The 15,734-nt window shown below is 66.1% G+C and carries 16 protein-coding genes; 12 read left to right on the top strand and 4 right to left on the bottom strand.

What is annotated here, in order from left to right; all coding sequences use genetic code 11:
- Positions 1 to 19: 19 nt before the first annotated feature.
- Positions 20 to 1,291, top strand: coding sequence for an MFS transporter (locus tag ACSQ24_RS24395; protein ID WP_436097184.1), 1,272 nt, complete (start codon positions 20 to 22; stop codon positions 1,289 to 1,291).
- Between the two features lie 124 nt (positions 1,292 to 1,415).
- Here ACSQ24_RS24395 and ACSQ24_RS24400 read toward each other — a convergent pair whose 3' ends face one another.
- Positions 1,416 to 2,390 carry a sensor histidine kinase gene (locus ACSQ24_RS24400; protein ID WP_436097185.1) on the bottom strand — a complete coding sequence of 325 codons (975 nt, stop codon included), beginning with the start codon at positions 2,388 to 2,390 and terminating at the stop codon, positions 1,416 to 1,418.
- A 208-nt stretch (positions 2,391 to 2,598) separates the two neighbouring features.
- Here ACSQ24_RS24400 and ACSQ24_RS24405 point away from each other — a divergent pair, with 208 nt between their 5' ends.
- The 10 genes from ACSQ24_RS24405 (at position 2,599) to ACSQ24_RS24450 (ending at position 11,841) form a co-directional block, all read left to right on the top strand.
- The gene (locus ACSQ24_RS24405) at positions 2,599 to 3,402 is read left to right on the top strand and encodes a DeoR/GlpR family DNA-binding transcription regulator (RefSeq protein WP_436097962.1); all 804 of its coding nucleotides are present in this window, start codon (positions 2,599 to 2,601) and stop codon (positions 3,400 to 3,402) included.
- A 100-nt stretch (positions 3,403 to 3,502) separates the two neighbouring features.
- Positions 3,503 to 5,038, top strand: a complete 1,536-nt coding sequence (gene glpD / locus ACSQ24_RS24410) for a glycerol-3-phosphate dehydrogenase (RefSeq protein ID WP_436097186.1) — start codon at positions 3,503 to 3,505, stop codon at positions 5,036 to 5,038.
- Positions 5,035 to 6,120 (top strand): ABC transporter ATP-binding protein, encoded by a 1,086-nt coding sequence (locus ACSQ24_RS24415; RefSeq protein WP_436097187.1) that lies wholly within the window; start codon positions 5,035 to 5,037, stop codon positions 6,118 to 6,120. Before glpD ends, ACSQ24_RS24415 begins: the two co-directional genes overlap by 4 nt.
- A 1-nt stretch (position 6,121) precedes the next feature.
- On the top strand, positions 6,122 to 7,216 hold the full coding sequence (locus ACSQ24_RS24420) for an ABC transporter ATP-binding protein (RefSeq protein WP_436097188.1): 1,095 nt from the start codon (positions 6,122 to 6,124) through the stop codon (positions 7,214 to 7,216).
- Positions 7,213 to 8,112: a carbohydrate ABC transporter permease gene (locus ACSQ24_RS24425; protein ID WP_436097189.1), complete on the top strand. Its 900-nt coding sequence runs from the start codon at positions 7,213 to 7,215 to the stop codon at positions 8,110 to 8,112. The genes ACSQ24_RS24420 and ACSQ24_RS24425 overlap by 4 nt, the downstream gene beginning before the upstream one ends.
- Positions 8,112 to 8,909: a carbohydrate ABC transporter permease gene (locus ACSQ24_RS24430; RefSeq protein ID WP_436097190.1), complete on the top strand. Its 798-nt coding sequence runs from the start codon at positions 8,112 to 8,114 to the stop codon at positions 8,907 to 8,909. Before ACSQ24_RS24425 ends, ACSQ24_RS24430 begins: the two co-directional genes overlap by 1 nt.
- On the top strand, positions 8,909 to 9,187 hold the full coding sequence (locus ACSQ24_RS24435; RefSeq protein WP_092157416.1) for a DUF2160 domain-containing protein: 279 nt from the start codon (positions 8,909 to 8,911) through the stop codon (positions 9,185 to 9,187). Before ACSQ24_RS24430 ends, ACSQ24_RS24435 begins: the two co-directional genes overlap by 1 nt.
- A 76-nt stretch (positions 9,188 to 9,263) precedes the next feature.
- Positions 9,264 to 11,036 carry an ABC transporter substrate-binding protein gene (locus tag ACSQ24_RS24440; RefSeq protein ID WP_436097191.1) on the top strand — a complete coding sequence of 591 codons (1,773 nt, stop codon included), beginning with the start codon at positions 9,264 to 9,266 and terminating at the stop codon, positions 11,034 to 11,036.
- Positions 11,037 to 11,179: 143 nt separating this feature from the next.
- Entirely contained in the window at positions 11,180 to 11,440 is a 261-nt protein-coding gene (locus tag ACSQ24_RS24445; RefSeq protein WP_436097192.1) for an antitoxin, read from the top strand.
- Positions 11,437 to 11,841, top strand: coding sequence for a type II toxin-antitoxin system VapC family toxin (locus ACSQ24_RS24450; protein ID WP_436097193.1), 405 nt, complete (start codon positions 11,437 to 11,439; stop codon positions 11,839 to 11,841). The genes ACSQ24_RS24445 and ACSQ24_RS24450 overlap by 4 nt, the downstream gene beginning before the upstream one ends.
- A 122-nt stretch (positions 11,842 to 11,963) precedes the next feature.
- Here the strand turns inward: ACSQ24_RS24450 and ACSQ24_RS24455 are convergent, their stop codons facing one another.
- Together ACSQ24_RS24455 and ACSQ24_RS24460 are read right to left on the bottom strand one after the other, a co-directional pair.
- A complete protein-coding gene (locus ACSQ24_RS24455) occupies positions 11,964 to 12,368 on the bottom strand; it encodes a VOC family protein (RefSeq protein WP_436097194.1) in 405 nt (134 codons plus the stop codon).
- A 67-nt stretch (positions 12,369 to 12,435) separates the two neighbouring features.
- Complete coding sequence (locus tag ACSQ24_RS24460; protein ID WP_436097195.1) at positions 12,436 to 12,903, bottom strand: MarR family winged helix-turn-helix transcriptional regulator; 468 nt, start codon at positions 12,901 to 12,903, stop codon at positions 12,436 to 12,438.
- Between the two features lie 68 nt (positions 12,904 to 12,971).
- Here ACSQ24_RS24460 and ACSQ24_RS24465 point away from each other — a divergent pair, with 68 nt between their 5' ends.
- Positions 12,972 to 13,703, top strand: coding sequence for a DUF899 domain-containing protein (locus ACSQ24_RS24465; protein ID WP_436097196.1), 732 nt, complete (start codon positions 12,972 to 12,974; stop codon positions 13,701 to 13,703).
- Between the two features lie 286 nt (positions 13,704 to 13,989).
- On the opposite strand, the gene ACSQ24_RS24470 is transcribed toward ACSQ24_RS24465, so the two are convergent.
- Complete coding sequence (locus tag ACSQ24_RS24470; RefSeq protein WP_436097197.1) at positions 13,990 to 15,636, bottom strand: acyl-CoA dehydrogenase family protein; 1,647 nt, start codon at positions 15,634 to 15,636, stop codon at positions 13,990 to 13,992.
- Positions 15,637 to 15,734 lie beyond the last annotated feature (98 nt).

Genomic DNA, 15,734 nt, shown 5'->3' on the forward strand with positions numbered 1-15,734 from the left:
CTCCAGCGGAGACCTGCCCATGCGACTGGATCCTGAGGCGGCGCCGGCCGGCGCTGCGAGCGCTGACGCGCGCCCATTGCCTCCAACAGCACCGATTTCCGCCGGCATGATCCTGCTCTTCGCGGTGGCGAGCGGGCTTGCCGTCGCCAACGCCTATTTCGCCCAGCCATTGCTCGACATCATCGCCGACGATCTCCAGCTGTCGCGGGCGACGGTCGGTCTGGTCGTCGGCGCGACGCAGGTCGGCTACGGGCTCGGGCTGATCCTCTTGGTGCCGCTCGGTGACCTCGTCGACCGCCGCAAGCTCGTCGTCCTGCAATCCCTGCTCTCGGTCGCGGCGCTGATCTGCGTCGCCGTCTCGGTCACGGGCGCAATGCTGCTCGCGGCGATGGCAGTGATGGGCTTCCTAGCCGTGGTGACGCAGGCCTTCGTCGCTTACGCCGCGAGCCTGGCGCGGCCGGAGGAGCGAGGGCAGGTGGTCGGCGCGGTGACGAGCGGGATCGTGCTCGGCATCCTGCTGGCCCGCGTCGTCGCCGGCGCGACGGCCGATCTCTCGGGCTGGCGAGCGGTCTATTTGCTCTCCGCAGCGGCGACGCTCGTCATCGCCGTGGTGCTGCTCAAGGCGCTGCCGCCAAAACGCAAGGCGCCAGCGTCGCTCTCCTATCCGAGCCTGATCGCCTCGCTCTTCAGCCTATTCCGCGAAGAGCGCGTCCTTCGTATCCGCGCGATCATCGCCATGCTGATCTTCGCCGACGTCACCACGCTGCTGACGCCGCTGGTGCTGCCGCTCGCTGCTCCGCCGTTCTCGCTGTCGCATACGGCGATCGGCCTGTTCGGCCTCGCCGGAGCGGCGGGAGCGCTCGGCGCGGCGCGGGCGGGCGCCTGGACCGACCGCGGCCATGGCCAGCGCGTGACCGGCATCGCGCTCGCGCTGATGCTGTTCGCCTGGCTGCCGATCGGATTGCTGCCGCAATCGATCCTCTATTTGATCGCCGGCGTGCTGATCCTCGATTTCGGCCTGCAGGCGGTGCACGTCACCAATCAGGCGATGATCTACCGCGTACGGCCGGAAGCGCAGAGCCGGCTGACTGCGGGATACATGGTGTTCTATTCGATCGGCAGCGCGCTCGGCTCGTCGAGCTCGACGCTGGTCTATGCCTGGGCCGGCTGGACTGGGGTCAGCCTGCTCGGCGCAGGCATCGCCGCTATCGCTCTGATCTTCTGGGCCGCGACGCTGAAGGCGATGCCGACCGAGGCGACGCGGGCACTGGCGGCAAAACACACCGCCTGAACGAGCAGGCCGCGGCCTTCCGGCACCCCCCTGTCTCAGATCACTTCAGTCTGGCGGCGATCGCCGAAACCTGCCCGCAAGACTAGCCGGTTTCGTGGCGCCGTACACCGCTTGGCGATACGCCCTACCCTTCCGCCAGAGCTGCAGTCGTCGTGTCGAGGGCAAGCAGGATCCCTTCCGGCGCGAAGTCGATCCGCGCGGTGCCGCCGAGATAGCCGCCGAGCACCTTCTCGATCATCTGCGAGCCGAAGCCGCGCCGCTGCGGCGGCGTCACATGCGGTCCTCCGCTTTCCTGCCAGCGGAAGTGGAATTCGCCGCCCTCGTTGCGCCAGGAGACGTCGACATGTCCGCCATCCCGCGAGAGCGCGCCGTATTTCACCGCATTGGTTCCGAGCTCGTGCAGAGCGAGCGCCATCGCCAGCGCGCATTTCGAGGACAGCGTCACCGAGGGACCGTCGATGGCGATGCGTTCGCCGGAGCGATGCGGCGCGAGCACGACCTCGACCAGTTGCCTGAGGTCGGCGCCGTGCCGGCTCGCCATCATCAGCACGTCCTGCGCTGCCGCCAGCGCCTGCAGCCGGTCGGACAGGCGCCGTTTCATCATGTCGAGCGGTTCGTCCTGTCCGCGCAGCGACTGATTGACGATGCCGGAAACCATGGCGAGCAGGTTCTTGATGCGATGGTTCAACTCGCCAGCGAGCAGGCGATGACGCTCCTCGCCGGCATGTAGTTCGGTGATGTCGCGCGAGACCGAGAGGATCGCCTCGGGCTTGCCGTTGGCGTCGAGGATCGGCGAGACCTGAACGTCCCAATAGCGCAGATTGCCTGCGGCGGTGCTGGCCGGGCCCTGGAAGCGGTAGCTGTTGCCGGCCCGTGCCGCCGCCAGCGCTGCCTCGGCCTCCACCTTGCTCGCGCCACCCCAGAGCTGCATCCAGGGACAGCCGCGGATCGTCTCGAAATCCTGGACCTCCATCACACGCTGGCCGCCTTCGCTCATGAATTCGAGACTGCCATCGAGGCCGATGACCTTGATGCAGTCGTCCGAGGACGCGAGCACGGCGTGCAGGAAGCGGACATCCTTGTCGAGCGGTGTCGGCACGGGCAGGCTTTCGAGTCGGGAGTGAGGCGGCACAGTTCGACCGCTAGCGCAGTGTCTGTCAAACTCGCATGTCTTTTGACAGGTCGTCCGGCTGGCGGTGCCTGCCGGCCAGCCGCAAGGGCGCGGCGATCCTTAGCCGCCAAATGATATGCGGTTGACGCTGCCCGCCGGCGCGGTCAGCTTGGCGGCACGTCACGAGGAGCCGGATATGGAGACCATCACGCCGCGCCAGCGCGAGATCGTGGCGCTGGCCCGGGCGCAGGGGCGCGTCAATGTCGAGGAGCTGGCGGCGCGCTACGAGGTCAGCGCCCAGACCATCCGCAAGGATCTGAACCAGCTCTGCGACCAGCGCATCATGTCGCGCGTGCATGGCGGGGCGGTGGTGGCGTCGGGTGTCGAGAACCTCGCCTATGAGGCGCGTCGCTTCATCGCCCGCGACGAAAAGGCGGCGATCGGCCGGGCCGCGGCCGCGCTGATCCCGAACGACGCCTCGCTCTTCATCAACATCGGCACGACCACGGAGGAGGTGGCGCGCGCGCTCACCGACCATCATGGGCTGCTCGTCATCACCAACAACCTGCATGTCGCGACGCTGCTCTACCCGCATCAGAACATCGAGGTGATCGTCGCCGGCGGGCCGGTCCGGCGCTCGGACGGCGGCGTCATCGGCGCTGCTGCCGTCGACCTGATCCGCCAGTTCAAGGTCGATTATGCGGTGATCGGCACCTCCGCCATCGACGATGAAGGTGCGCTTCTCGACTTCGACTATCGCGAGGTCCGCGTCTCGCAGGCGATCATCGAGAACGCCCGGCAGTGCCTGCTCGTCGCCGACAGCACCAAGTTCGAGCGCTCCGCCCCGGTGCGCATCGGCCATCTGCGCGATGTCGACGTCTTCGTCACCGACCGGCTCGAGCCAGAGCCCCTGCGCGAGCTCTGCCGCAGCGAGGGCATCGCCGTGGTCGAAACCGAAACGCTGGCGGGCGCGGCCCTGCGCACTGAAAGTGAAAGCTAGAATTTTCGCTTTCACTTTCGCTTTGCCGTTGCACGCAAGAAAATCACGCTCTACCGTACGTTGAAGAGGCGCCCAAAGGGCGCGCCTGCGGGAGGAATGCGTGACGGCTCCGGTGTTCGACATCGCCATCATCGGCGGCGGCGTGAACGGCTGCGGCATCGCGCGCGATGCAGCCGGCCGCGGCGCCTCGGTCGTGCTCTTCGAACAGGGCGACCTCGCCAGCGCCACCTCCTCGGCCTCGACCAAGCTGATCCATGGCGGACTGCGCTATCTCGAGCACTATGAATTCCGGCTGGTGCGCGAGGCGCTGACCGAGCGCGAGGTGATGTGGCGCGCCGCGCCACACATCATCCGCCCTCTGCGCTTCGTGCTGCCGCATCATGCGGGTCTGCGGCCCTGGTGGATGCTGCGGCTCGGACTCTTCCTCTACGATCATCTCGGCGGGCGACGGCTCTTGCCGCCGACGCGCTCGCTCGATCTGCGGCGTGACGCCGCCGGCGAGCCTTTGCAGCCGCGCTTCGACCGCGCCTTCGAATACTCCGATTGCTGGGTCGAGGATGCCCGTCTCGTCGTGCTCAACGCCCGCGACGCAGCCGAGCGCGGTGCCAAAATCCTGCCGCGGACCAAGGTCATTAGCGCGCGCCGCCAGGGCGATGTCTGGGTGGTTGCCACGGAATCTGCGGACGGGACCCGGGCCGAGACCAGCGCGCGCGTGCTGGTCAACGCTGCCGGCCCCTGGGTCGCCGATGTCCTCAACGGCATCGTCGCCAGCAATCGCCCGGCTTCGGTGCGCCTGGTCAAGGGCAGCCATATCGTGGTGCCGCGCCTGTTCGAGCACGAGCGCTGCTACATCTTCCAGAACGCCGACGGCCGCATCATCTTCGCCATCCCTTATGAGGGCGACCTCACTTTGATCGGCACGACCGACAAGGACTATGACGGCGATCCGGCCAAGGTCGCCGCCAGCGAGGACGAGATCGCCTATCTCTGCGCCGCGGCGAGCGAGTATTTCCGCAAGCCGATCAAGCGCGAGGACGTGGTCTGGACCTATTCCGGCGTGCGCCCGCTCTATGACGACGGCGCCAGCAAGGCGCAGGAGGCGACGCGCGACTATGTGCTGACGCTGGACGAGCCGGCAGGCTCGGCACCGCTGCTCTCGGTCTTCGGCGGCAAGATCACCACGGCGCGCCGGCTCGCCGAAGCCGCGGTCGAGAAGCTCGCCGCGGCCGTGCCGGCGCTGCGGGCTGCCCCCTGGACGGCTGGGGCTCACCTGCCCGGCGGCGATTTTCCGGTCGAGGGTTTCGAGGGGCTGGTCGAGCGCATCTGCGCCGCCCGCCCATGGCTCGAGCGCAAGCTGGCGCGCCGGCTCGCCCGCGCCTACGGCACCCGCACTGAGGCCCTGCTCGAAGGCGCCAAGGCGATGGCCGATCTCGGCCGCGTCTTCGGCGCCGATCTCACCGAGCGCGAGATTGCGTGGCTGATGGCTCAGGAATGGGCCGGGAGTGCCGAGGACGTGCTGTTCCGGCGCAGCAAGCTCGGCCTGCGCTTTTCGCCCGAGCAGCGCCGAGAGCTCGACGAGTACATGGCGGCGAAAGCCGCGCCGCCCGCTTCCATCAGGATGGAGGCGCGCGGATGAGCCTGACGCTCGACAGCATCGGCCTGACACGCGGCGCGCAAACCCTGCTCGCCGATATCTCGCTGACGCTGGAGAGGGGCTCGCTCAATGTCCTGCTCGGCGCGACGCTCGCCGGCAAGACCTCGCTGATGCGGTTGATGGCCGGGCTCGATGCGCCGTCCTCCGGCAAAATCCTGGTCGAGGGCCGCGACGTCACCGGGCTGCCGGTGCAGAAGCGCAATGTCGCGATGGTCTACCAGCAGTTCATCAACTACCCGGCGCTGTCGGTCTACGAGAACATCGCCTCGCCGCTGCGGGTCGCCGGCCTGGCCGCGAATGAGATCGACACCCGGGTCAAGAGCGCGGCGGCGCTGCTGCGGCTCGAGGCCTATCTCCAGCGCAAGCCGCTCGAACTCTCCGGCGGCCAGCAGCAGCGCACTGCGATCGCCCGCGCACTGGTGAAGCGGGCCGAACTCGTGCTGCTCGACGAGCCGCTCGCCAATCTCGACTACAAGCTCCGTGAGGAACTCCGGGAGGAGCTGCCGCGCATCTTCGCTGAATCCGGCGCGATCTTCGTCTACGCCACCACCGAGCCGAGCGAGGCGCTGCTACTCGGCGGCAATACCGCCACGCTCTTCCAGGGCCAGGTGACGCAGTTCGGACCGACCGCACAGGTCTATCGCCAGCCGCATGACCTTACGACCGCGCAGGTCTTCTCCGACCCGCCGCTCAATACGCTCGCCAGCACCAAGCAGGGTGGCGAAGTCAGGCTTTCGACCGGCCAGAGCATTCCGGCCACAGGTGCTTTCGCCAGCGTGCCGGATGGCGCCTACACGATCGGCTTCCGCGCCCATCACCTCGCGCTCGATGCGCTGCCTGCCCCGGCGATCGAACTCAAAGCGAATGTCTCCGTCTCCGAGATCACCGGCTCGGAATCCTTTGTCCATCTCGATGTCGGCGCGCACCGACTGATCGCGCTGGTCCCGGGCGTGCGGCGTCTGGAGCCGGGCGCGGCCGTGACCGCCTGGCTCGATCCCGCCCGGATATTCCTGTTCGATGCCGCAGGCGGGCTTGCCGCGGCAGCTCCGGCAAAGGCGGCGTGAGATGGCCAGGATCACGCTCGACAAGCTGGCCCATGCCTACAAGCCCAACCCGCAGGGCCCGCAGGACTATGCCCTGCGCGAGGTCGACCATGTCTGGCGCCAGGGCGGCGCCTATGCCCTGCTCGGCCCGTCCGGCTGCGGCAAGACCACGCTGCTCAACATCATCTCCGGCCTCGTCGTACCGACGCGCGGGCGCATCCTGTTCGACGACGTCGATGTGACGAAACTGCCGACCGAAGCGCGCAACATCGCCCAGGTCTTCCAGTTCCCTGTCGTCTACGACACGATGACGGTACGCGAGAACCTTGCCTTCCCGCTGAAAAATCGCGGCGTGGCGCGGGCTGAGATCGAGGCCCGCGTCGCCGAGATCGCCGGCCTGCTCGACTTAGGCGCGGCGCTCGACCGCAAGGCGAGCCGGCTCGGCGCCGACGCCAAGCAGAAGATCTCGCTCGGGCGCGGGCTGGTGCGGCCTGACGTCGCCGCGATCCTGTTCGACGAGCCTTTGACCGTCATCGATCCTCATCTGAAATGGCAGTTGCGTTCGATGCTGAAGGAGCTGCACCGCAAGCTCGACCTCACCATGATCTACGTCACCCATGACCAGACCGAGGCGCTGACCTTCGCCGACACGGTCGTGGTGATGCATGATGGCGGCGTGGTCCAGACCGGCACGCCGGAGGAGCTGTTCCAGCACCCGGCCCACACCTTCGTCGGCCATTTCATCGGCTCGCCCGGCATGAACGTGCTGCCCTGCGTCGTCGAGGGCGCGCGTGCGAACCTCGCCGGACAGGAGATCGCGCTGGCGCGGCATTATCCGGCGCTCGCCGGCAAGGTCGAACTCGGCATCCGGCCGGAATACGCGACGCTCGCGCCAAGCGGCGCCGGACTTCCGGTCAGAATCGCCAGGATCGACGACATCGGCCGCGCCCGCATCGCCCGCGTCGATCTCGGCGGCCTCAAGCTCGCCGCGAGCGTGCCGGAAGGCGCGAGCTTCGATGGCGATCAGGCCGCGCTTTCGCTGCAAGCGGGCCAGATCCACATCTACAGCGACGGCCACCTGGTCAAAGGCGAAGCGCTCGCTGGAGGCCAGCCATGAAGCCGGTCAACCAGAAGGCCTGGCTGCTTGTCCTGCCGGTGCTGCTGATCGTCGCTTTCTCGGCGGTGATCCCGCTGATGACCGTGGTGAATTATTCGGTTCAGGATTCCTTCGGCAACAACCAGTTCTTCTGGAATGGCGTCGGCTGGTTCGCCGAATTGCTCGATCCCAAGAGCGATCTCGGCTCGCGCTTCTACGACTCGCTCTGGCGCAACCTCGCCTTCTCGGGAATCATCCTCGCTATCGAGATCCCGCTCGGCATCCTGGTGGCGCTGTCGATGCCGCGCGAGGGCTGGACGGTCTCGGCGACGCTGGTGCTGATGGCGCTGCCGCTGCTGATCCCGTGGAACGTCGTCGGCACGATCTGGCAGATCTTCGCGCGCGGCGACATCGGACTGTTCGGCGCGGCGGTGAACGGCCTCGGCATCGACTACAACTATGTCGCCAGCCCGATCGCCGCCTGGTTCACCATCATCGTGATGGATGTCTGGCACTGGACATCGCTGGTGGCGCTGCTCTGCTATGCCGGCCTGAAGTCGATCCCCGACGCCTATTACCAGGCGGCGCGCATCGACGGCGCCTCGCGCTGGGCCGTGTTCCGCACCATCCAGCTGCCGAAGATGAGCCGTGTCCTGCTGATCGCCGTTCTGCTGCGCTTCATGGACTCGTTCATGATCTACACCGAGCCCTTCGTCGTCACCGGCGGCGGCCCCGGCAATTCGACGACCTTCCTGTCGATCGAGCTGGTCAAGCTCGCGCTGGGGCAGTTCGACCTCGGCAAGGCGGCGGCGCTCTCGATCGTCTACAATTTGATCATCCTCGCGGTGTGCTGGGTGTTCTACACGGTGATGACCGCCGCCGATGCGCGGGCCGACGTTGACGCGGGGAGGGGCTGATGCGCGGCGGCCGGCTGATCCTTGTCCTCTACCTGATCGCGCTCATGTTGCCGATCTACTGGCTCGTCAACATGAGCTTCAAGACCAACACCGAGATCACCAACGCGCTGACGCTCTGGCCGCGGACCTTCACCTTCGACAACTACGCCAAGATCTTCACCGATCCGAGCTGGTACAACGGCTACATCAACTCGCTGCAATATGTGGCGCTGAACACGGTGCTCTCGCTGGCGTTTGCGCTGCCGGCGGCTTACGCCTTCTCGCGCTACCGCTTCCTCGGCGACAAGCATTTGTTCTTCTGGCTGCTCTCGAACCGGATGGCGCCGCCGGCGGTGTTCGCGCTGCCCTTCTTCAACCTCTATTCGGCGATCGGCCTGTTCGACACCCCGCTCGCGGTGGCGCTCGCGCACTGTCTGTTCAATGTGCCGCTGGCGGTCTGGATTCTTGAGGGCTTCATGTCCGGCGTGCCGCGCGAGATCGACGAGACCGCGGCGATCGACGGCTATTCCTTCCCACGCTTCTTCGTGAAGATCTTCATGCCGCTGATCGCGTCCGGCATCGGCGTCGCCGCCTTCTTCTGCTTCATGTTCTCCTGGGTCGAGCTGCTCTTGGCGCGCACGCTGACCAGCGTCAGCGCCAAGCCGATCGCCGCGACCATGACCAGAACGGTCTCGGCCGCCGGCATGGACTGGGGGGTGCTCGCCGCGGCCGGCGTGCTGACGCTGATCCCCGGCGCGCTCGTGATCTGGTTCGTCCGCAACTACATCGCCAAGGGCTTCGCCCTGGGGAGGGTGTGATGGAACTTAACTGGATGGCCTGGACCTGGCAGACCGGCGTCTTCTTCGCCGGAATCGCCAGCCTGCTCCTGATCCTGACGCTGCTTGCGGTCTTCCGGCCCGAGACCGAGCGCGTCGGCGTGCTCGGCATCGCCACCACGCGCGGCGACCGGCTCTTCATATCGCTGCTCGGCAGCGCCTTCATTCACCTCGCCTGGCTCGGGATCGTCGGCCAGCCGCTGTGGTGGGCTTCCGGCCTCGCGCTCCTCTATGCCGCAGCGGTGTTCCGCTTCGTCTGAGGAGGCAAGCCCAACAACAAGAAACGACCGACCCCGGAGAAGGGGCGGCACCCCAGGGAAACATCGGAGGACAACGATGACGACGCTCAGCAGGACCCTCACCAGCAAGACCGTTGCCAGCCTCGCCGGCGCGAGCCTGTTCGCGCTCGCGCTCGCCGCCGGACCGGCCCTCGCCGGCCCCGAGGAGGCACGCAAATGGATCGACAGCGAGTTCCAGCCCTCGACGCTCTCCAAGGAGCAGCAGCAGAAGGAGATGGAGTGGTTCATCAATGCGGCGAAGCCCTTCGCTGGCATGGAGATCAACATCGTCTCAGAGACGATCACCACGCATGAATACGAGGCCAAGACCCTGGCCAAGGCCTTCAGCGAGATCACCGGCATCAAGCTGACGCACGACCTGATCCAGGAAGGCGACGTGGTCGAGAAGATCCAGACGCAGATGCAGTCCGGCAAGAACATCTATGATGGCTGGATCAACGATTCCGACCTGATCGGCACGCATTTCCGCTACAAACAGGCGACCAACCTGACCGACTGGATGGTCGGGCCGGGCAAGGACGTCACCAATCCGCAGCTCGATATCGACGACTTCATCGGCAAGTCCTTCGGCACCGGGCCGGACGGCAAGCTCTACCAGCTGCCGGTGCAGCAGTTCGCGAACCTCTACTGGTTCCGCTATGACTGGTTCCAGCGCGCTGACCTCAAGGAGAAGTTCAAGGCCAAGTACGGCTACGATCTTGGCGTTCCCGTGAACTGGTCGGCCTATGAGGACATCGCCGAGTTTTTCACCAACGACGTCAAGGAGATCGACGGCACCAAGGTCTTCGGCCATATGGACTATGGCAAGAAGGATCCGTCGCTCGGCTGGCGCTTCACCGACGCCTGGCTCTCCATGGCCGGCAATGGCGACAAGGGCATCCCGAACGGCCTGCCGGTCGACGAATGGGGCATCCGCATGGAGGGCTGCCGCCCGGTCGGCTCCGCGGTCGAGCGCGGCGGCGACACCAACGGCCCGGCCGCGGTCTACTCGATCACCAAATATGTCGACTGGCTGAAGAAATACGCCCCGCCGCAGGCGCAAGGCATGACCTTCGGCGAGTCGGGCCCGGTGCCGGCGCAGGGGACGATCGCCCAGCAGATGTTCTGGTACACCGCCTTCACTGCCGACATGGTCAAGCCCGGCCTGCCGGTGATGAGCTCGGACGGCAAGCCGAAATGGCGGATGGCGCCCTCGCCCAAGGGTGCTTATTGGAAGGACGGCATGAAACTCGGCTACCAGGACGCCGGCTCGGCGACCCTGCTGAACTCGACCCCGGTCGAGCGCCGCAAGGCGGCCTGGCTCTACCTGCAGTTCATCGTCTCCAAGACGGTCAGCCTGAAGAAGAGCCATGTCGGCCTGACCTTCATCCGCGAGAGCGACATCTGGGACAAGAGCTTCACCGAGCGCGCCCCGCAGCTCGGCGGGCTGATCGAGTTCTACCGCTCGCCGGCGCGCGTGCAGTGGACTCCGACCGGCAACAACGTCCCGGACTATCCGCGCCTCGCTCAGCTCTGGTGGCAGAACATCGGCGACGCCTCCTCCGGCGCCAAGACACCGCAGGCGGCGATGGATGCGCTCGCAGCGGCGCAGGACTCAGTGATGGAGCGGCTCGAGCGCTCCGGCGTGCAGGGCGATTGCGGGCCGAAGCTCAACCCGCGCACCACGGCGGAAGAGTGGTTCGCCAAGGCCGAGAAGGCCGGCACGCTCGCGCCGCAGCGCAAGCTCACGAATGAGAAGCCGAAGGGCGAAACGATCGACTACGACACGCTGATCAAGAGCTGGCCAGCGTCTCCCCCGAAGCGCGGCTGAGTCCCCTCCTCCCGGCTCGGACGTGCGAAAGGGGCGCGGCAGCAATGCCGCGCCCCCGATTTTTTGGGCTAGTGGGATCAGACGCTCTTGTCGTCAGCAGCGTATGAAAGTATATACTTCTAAGTATATACATGAGGCCCTCCATGCCCCCTATCGCGAAAGTCTTCCGATCCGGCAATTCGCAAGCCGTACGCCTTCCCAGGGATTTCCGCTTCGATGTCGATGAGGTCGAGGTTTCACGCGAGGGCGACGCCGTGATCCTGCGCCCAAAGCCCGACACAAGCCGACCTTGGGCTTCGCTGCGCGCAGCCATCGATCGCGGCGTCAGCTCGGACTTCATGGCCGCAGGCCGTGACCAGGGCGAGGATCAGGACCGGCCCGATCTCGATCGGATATTTCCTTGATCCTCCGGCTGCTTGACACCAATGCCGTGATCGCGCTGCTCGCGCGCCGGTCCGATGCGTTGCTCCAGCGGGTCCAAGCCGCCGAGCCCGGCTCGCTGGCCGTATCCTCCGTGGTCACGCATGAGCTCTACTACGGCGCCTATCGGAGCCAGAAGATTGCATTCAATCTTGAAACCCTGCGGTTGCTGTTCGCCGACCTCGCCATTCTCGATCTCGACCGCGAGGATGCCCGCGTCGCCGGGGAGATCCGGGCGAATCTCGCGCGGCAGGGAACGCAGATCGGTCCCTATGACGTGCTGATTGCCGGTCAGGCTCGAGCGCGCAACCTCACACTCATCACCAACAACACGGATGAGTTTGCGCGAGTCCCAGGGCTGGAGATCCAGGATTGGACACTCTGATGCCTGACAAGGGCATCAGAGCTGATTGGCCCCAGCTGAAGCCTCCTGCGGGAGGTGAAGAGGACTGGACACGGATTCGACTCTTAAATCCGGATAGCCGGCTTTTTCGCCTTGGCTCCCCGCTACCCCTGCACCGCGCTTGGGTCCATCCACATCACCCCCCAGGCATGGCCGTCGAGGTCCAGGAAGCTGTGGTCGTACATGAAGCCGTAATCCTTCGGCTCGTCGGTGGTCGTGCCGCCGGCGGCAAGCGCCGCCGTGACGATCGCATCGACCGCCTCGCGACTCTCGCGCGAGAGCGTGATCAGGACCTGCAGCGATTGGCTGGTGTCGGTGATCGGCTTCGGCGAGAAGCTGGCGAACTTCTCATGGGTCAGCAGCATCGCGAAGATCGTGTCGCTGATCACCATGCAGGCGGCGGTCTCGTCGGTGAATTGCGGGTTGAAGGAGAAGCCGAGCGCCTCGAAGAAGGCGATCGATTTCGGCAAGTCCTTCACCGGCAGGTTGACGAAGATCATCTGGGGCATGTCGTGCTCCTTGGGTCGGCATCACCTGTCGGATGCGTCGGCAACGGGACGAGGCGATGTGGCGCGGCTATGACACGGCGAGCAGCGCCTGCCTGAGCCTGGTCGGCTCGACGACGTCGACGAGGCGGGCGTCGACCGCGTCATGCGTGCGCCGCCAGATCGGCATGGCCCGGGCGAGCAGGGCAATTCCTTCAGGCGTAATTGCCAGGAGCCGGCTGCGCCGGTCCTTCTCGTTCGGCATCACGTCGACGAGGCCGCGGCGTTCGAGCGGCTTCAGCGCCGCGGTCAGCGTGGTCCGGTCCATGCCGAGCAGGTTCGCGACCGGACCGATCGGCGGCGGTTCCGGCCGGTTCAGCGACATCAGGAGGGAGAATTGCTGATTGGTCAGATCGACCGGGCGCAGCGCCTCGTCGAACAGCCGCGCCAGCGCGCGGGCCGCACGCTGGACATGCAGGCACAGGCAATGATCGCGCACGTGCAGCGTCGTGGCGAAGGGGACGAGGGCTTCGAGCGGTGCTTCCAATGATTTTGACATCGTTCAGATATGTTGATATCAACTTACTTAGCTTAGGCTGAGGGGCTGGATGCTGCAAGGAGGCGATGATGGAGCATCAGATTGTTTCCCGTTCCGAATGGCTGGACGCGCGCAAGACCCTGCTCAGCCGCGAGAAAGAGTTCACCCGTTTGCGCGATGAGATCAATGCAGAGCGCCTCGCTTTGCCCTGGGTCAAGGTCGACAAGGATTACACATTCGACACGCCGGCGAGGAAGAAAACCCTGGCCGAGCTGTTCGACGGCCGCAGCCAGCTGGTGATCTACCATTTCATGTTCGGACCTGACTGGGATGCCGGCTGCCCGGGCTGCTCCTTCATGGCCGACCATTTCGACGGCACGCTGGCGCATCTCAACAATCACGACGTCACGTTGGTCGTGGTCTCGCGCGCGCCGCTCGCCAAGATCGAGGCCTACAAGCAGCGCATGGGCTGGAGCTTCCCCTGGGTCTCGTCCTTCGGCAGCGATTTCAACTTCGACTTCCATGTCTCCTTCAGCAGGGAGGAGCTCGCCAAGGGCCCGGTGTTCTACAACTTCGCGCAGACACCGGCCGAGCAGGCCCATGACGAGCTGCCAGGCACGAGCGCCTTCATCCGCAACGAGGCCGGCGAGGTCTTCCATACCTACTCGTCCTACTCCCGTGGCGGCGAGGAGATGCTCGGCACGCTGATGATCCTCGACCGCGCCCCGAAGGGCCGCAACGAGAATTCGACGCTGAGCTTCATCAAGCGCCATGACGAGTATGAGGACCAGCCGAAGGTCCATGCCTGCTGCGCCGCCTAAAGGCGCAGCGAGTCCGAACACGCGCATAGGGTTGGTGGGATGCCCATTCCCCGCGAGGGAATGGGCTTGGGGTGCGTGTTTTCTGTAGAACCGACCGGCTGCCGCATCGTCCCCTTCTCCCCCTGCGGGAGAAGGTGGCCCGCAGGGCCGGATGAGGGGTCGCGCTGGTCTGAAGCGTTAGCAGCTGAGAGGTACCGACGATCAGCGTCGCGCGACCCCTCACCCTAACCCTCTCCCGCAAGGGGAGAGGGGATGGCGCGCCCGTTCCGACGGTCACGCACCTCGCCTAGCCATGCGCCACGGTCGCGCGCCGCACGATTCCCGCCAGCTCCGGCGAAGGATCGAGCGTGCCGAAGACATAACCCCAGTCGGCGTCGAGCCGCGAGCGGCAGAAGGTTTCGAACACCGCCTCGTCGGCGTGCTTCCTGAGCTCCGAGGCCTGCAGTGCATAGGCCATGAGGTTGGCGAGCCGGCGGCCATGGCCATCATCGTTGCGCGGCTTGGCCGCCTCGTCGCCGAGCCGGTCGAGCCAGCGGTCGAGAGCACGGTTGGCGCCGCGCGCCGCGCCGACCTCGGCCATGAAGGCCTCCTTGGTGCGGGGTTCCCGGTTGAAGGCGCGCAGCACATCCATGCACATCATGTTCGAGGTGCCCTCCCAGATCGCGTTGAGCGGGGCCTCGCGATAGAGTCGCGCCATCGGGTTCTCCTCGATGAAGCCATTGCCGCCATGGCATTCCAGGGCTTCGACGACGAAGGCGGCGGCTCGCTTGCAGTTCCAGAACTTCGCCAGCGGGGTGGTGACGCGGGCGAGATGGCGCTCGTCCTCCGACGTCTCCATCGCATCAGTCGCGGCAGCGACCCTGAAGGCCATCAGCGTCGAGGCCTCGGAATCGATGGCGAGATCGGCGAGGATATTGGTCATCATCGGCTGCTCAGCGAGCGAGGAGCCGAAGCCCTTGCGCGATTGGGTGTGGTTCAGTGCCAGCGTCAACGCCTGGCGCATCAGCCCGGCCGAGCCGACGGCGAAATCGAGCCGGGTGAGATGGGCGTGGCTTAGGATCTCCTTGATCCCGGCGCCCTCCTCGCCGACGAGCCAGCCCAGGCACTCCCGGAATTCGACTTCCGAGGAGGCATTGGAGCGGTTGCCGGCCTTGTCCTTCAGCCGCTGGATCTGCAGCCGGTTGCGGCTGCCATCAGGCAGGAAACCCGGGCAGAACAGGCAGGAGACACCACTCTTGGTCTGCGCCAGAGTAAAGAACCCGTCCGATTGCGGCACCGAGAAGAACCATTTGTGCCCGGTGATCAGATAGACCCGGCCCTCCGGCGTATCCTCGAGGAAGCGGGCCGTGGTCTGGGTCTGGCGCAGGTCGGAGCCACCCTGTTTCTCGGTCATCGCGTAGCCGATGCTGGCGCCCGTCTTCTGCGCGACCGGTAGCGGGCGCTTGTCATAGCGACCCGAGGTGATCTTTTGCCGCCAGAGCGCGAATTCCGGCTGGGCGAGACCGGGATAGGCGGCATAGGTCATGCCAGTCGGGCACCCCGTCCCGTGCTCGATCTGGTTCCAGAGATAGGACAGCACCGCACGGCCGAGGTGGCCGTTCGCCTCCTTCGTCGTCCAGGCGAGCGAGGGCACCTCGTGGGCGAAGGCGAGCGCCATCAATTCATGCCAGGCCGGATGGAACTCGATCCAGTCGGTACGGTTGCCATACCGGTCATGGCTCCGAAGCTCCGGGCCATGGCGGTTGGCGAGACGGGCGAGTTCCTGCACCTCGGCATCGCCGGCATGGGCGCCCAGTGCGGCAGCCTTGGCGGCGACCCAGGGCGCACCGCGGGCGACGATGCCCTGCAGCACCGCGTCGCCGGAGAAGGCGTTCCAGCCTATGGCGGGCCGGGCCTGGTTGAGGACCTGATGGGTGGTGTGGGCGTTCGACATGCAGCTTCCTATTCGATCGCTTCTGCGCGACAGCAATCGGCCACGCGCTTCCCTTCCCCCTCGTGGGGAAGGGAGAGGGATGGGGGGCGAATGACTGG

The sequence above is a fragment of the Allobosea sp. LjRoot237 genome, from assembly GCF_964253285.1.
Classification (GTDB): Bacteria; Pseudomonadota; Alphaproteobacteria; order Rhizobiales; family Beijerinckiaceae; genus Allobosea.

Excerpts from the sequence above, each read along its gene's own strand:
- ACSQ24_RS24395 (WP_436097184.1), top strand. The coding sequence starts at position 20 with ATGCGACTGGATCCTGAGGCGGCGCCGGCCGGCGCTGCGAGCGCTGAC.
- ACSQ24_RS24405 (WP_436097962.1), top strand. The coding sequence starts at position 2,599 with ATGGAGACCATCACGCCGCGCCAGCGCGAGATCGTGGCGCTGGCCCGG.
- ACSQ24_RS24415 (WP_436097187.1), top strand. The coding sequence starts at position 5,035 with ATGAGCCTGACGCTCGACAGCATCGGCCTGACACGCGGCGCGCAAACC.
- ACSQ24_RS24420 (WP_436097188.1), top strand. The coding sequence starts at position 6,122 with ATGGCCAGGATCACGCTCGACAAGCTGGCCCATGCCTACAAGCCCAAC.
- ACSQ24_RS24425 (WP_436097189.1), top strand. The coding sequence starts at position 7,213 with ATGAAGCCGGTCAACCAGAAGGCCTGGCTGCTTGTCCTGCCGGTGCTG.
- ACSQ24_RS24430 (WP_436097190.1), top strand. The coding sequence starts at position 8,112 with ATGCGCGGCGGCCGGCTGATCCTTGTCCTCTACCTGATCGCGCTCATG.
- ACSQ24_RS24435 (WP_092157416.1), top strand. The coding sequence starts at position 8,909 with ATGGAACTTAACTGGATGGCCTGGACCTGGCAGACCGGCGTCTTCTTC.
- ACSQ24_RS24440 (WP_436097191.1), top strand. The coding sequence starts at position 9,264 with ATGACGACGCTCAGCAGGACCCTCACCAGCAAGACCGTTGCCAGCCTC.
- ACSQ24_RS24445 (WP_436097192.1), top strand. The coding sequence starts at position 11,180 with ATGCCCCCTATCGCGAAAGTCTTCCGATCCGGCAATTCGCAAGCCGTA.
- ACSQ24_RS24455 (WP_436097194.1), bottom strand. The coding sequence starts at position 12,368 with ATGCCCCAGATGATCTTCGTCAACCTGCCGGTGAAGGACTTGCCGAAA.
- ACSQ24_RS24460 (WP_436097195.1), bottom strand. The coding sequence starts at position 12,903 with ATGTCAAAATCATTGGAAGCACCGCTCGAAGCCCTCGTCCCCTTCGCC.
- ACSQ24_RS24465 (WP_436097196.1), top strand. The coding sequence starts at position 12,972 with ATGGAGCATCAGATTGTTTCCCGTTCCGAATGGCTGGACGCGCGCAAG.
- ACSQ24_RS24470 (WP_436097197.1), bottom strand. The coding sequence starts at position 15,636 with ATGTCGAACGCCCACACCACCCATCAGGTCCTCAACCAGGCCCGGCCC.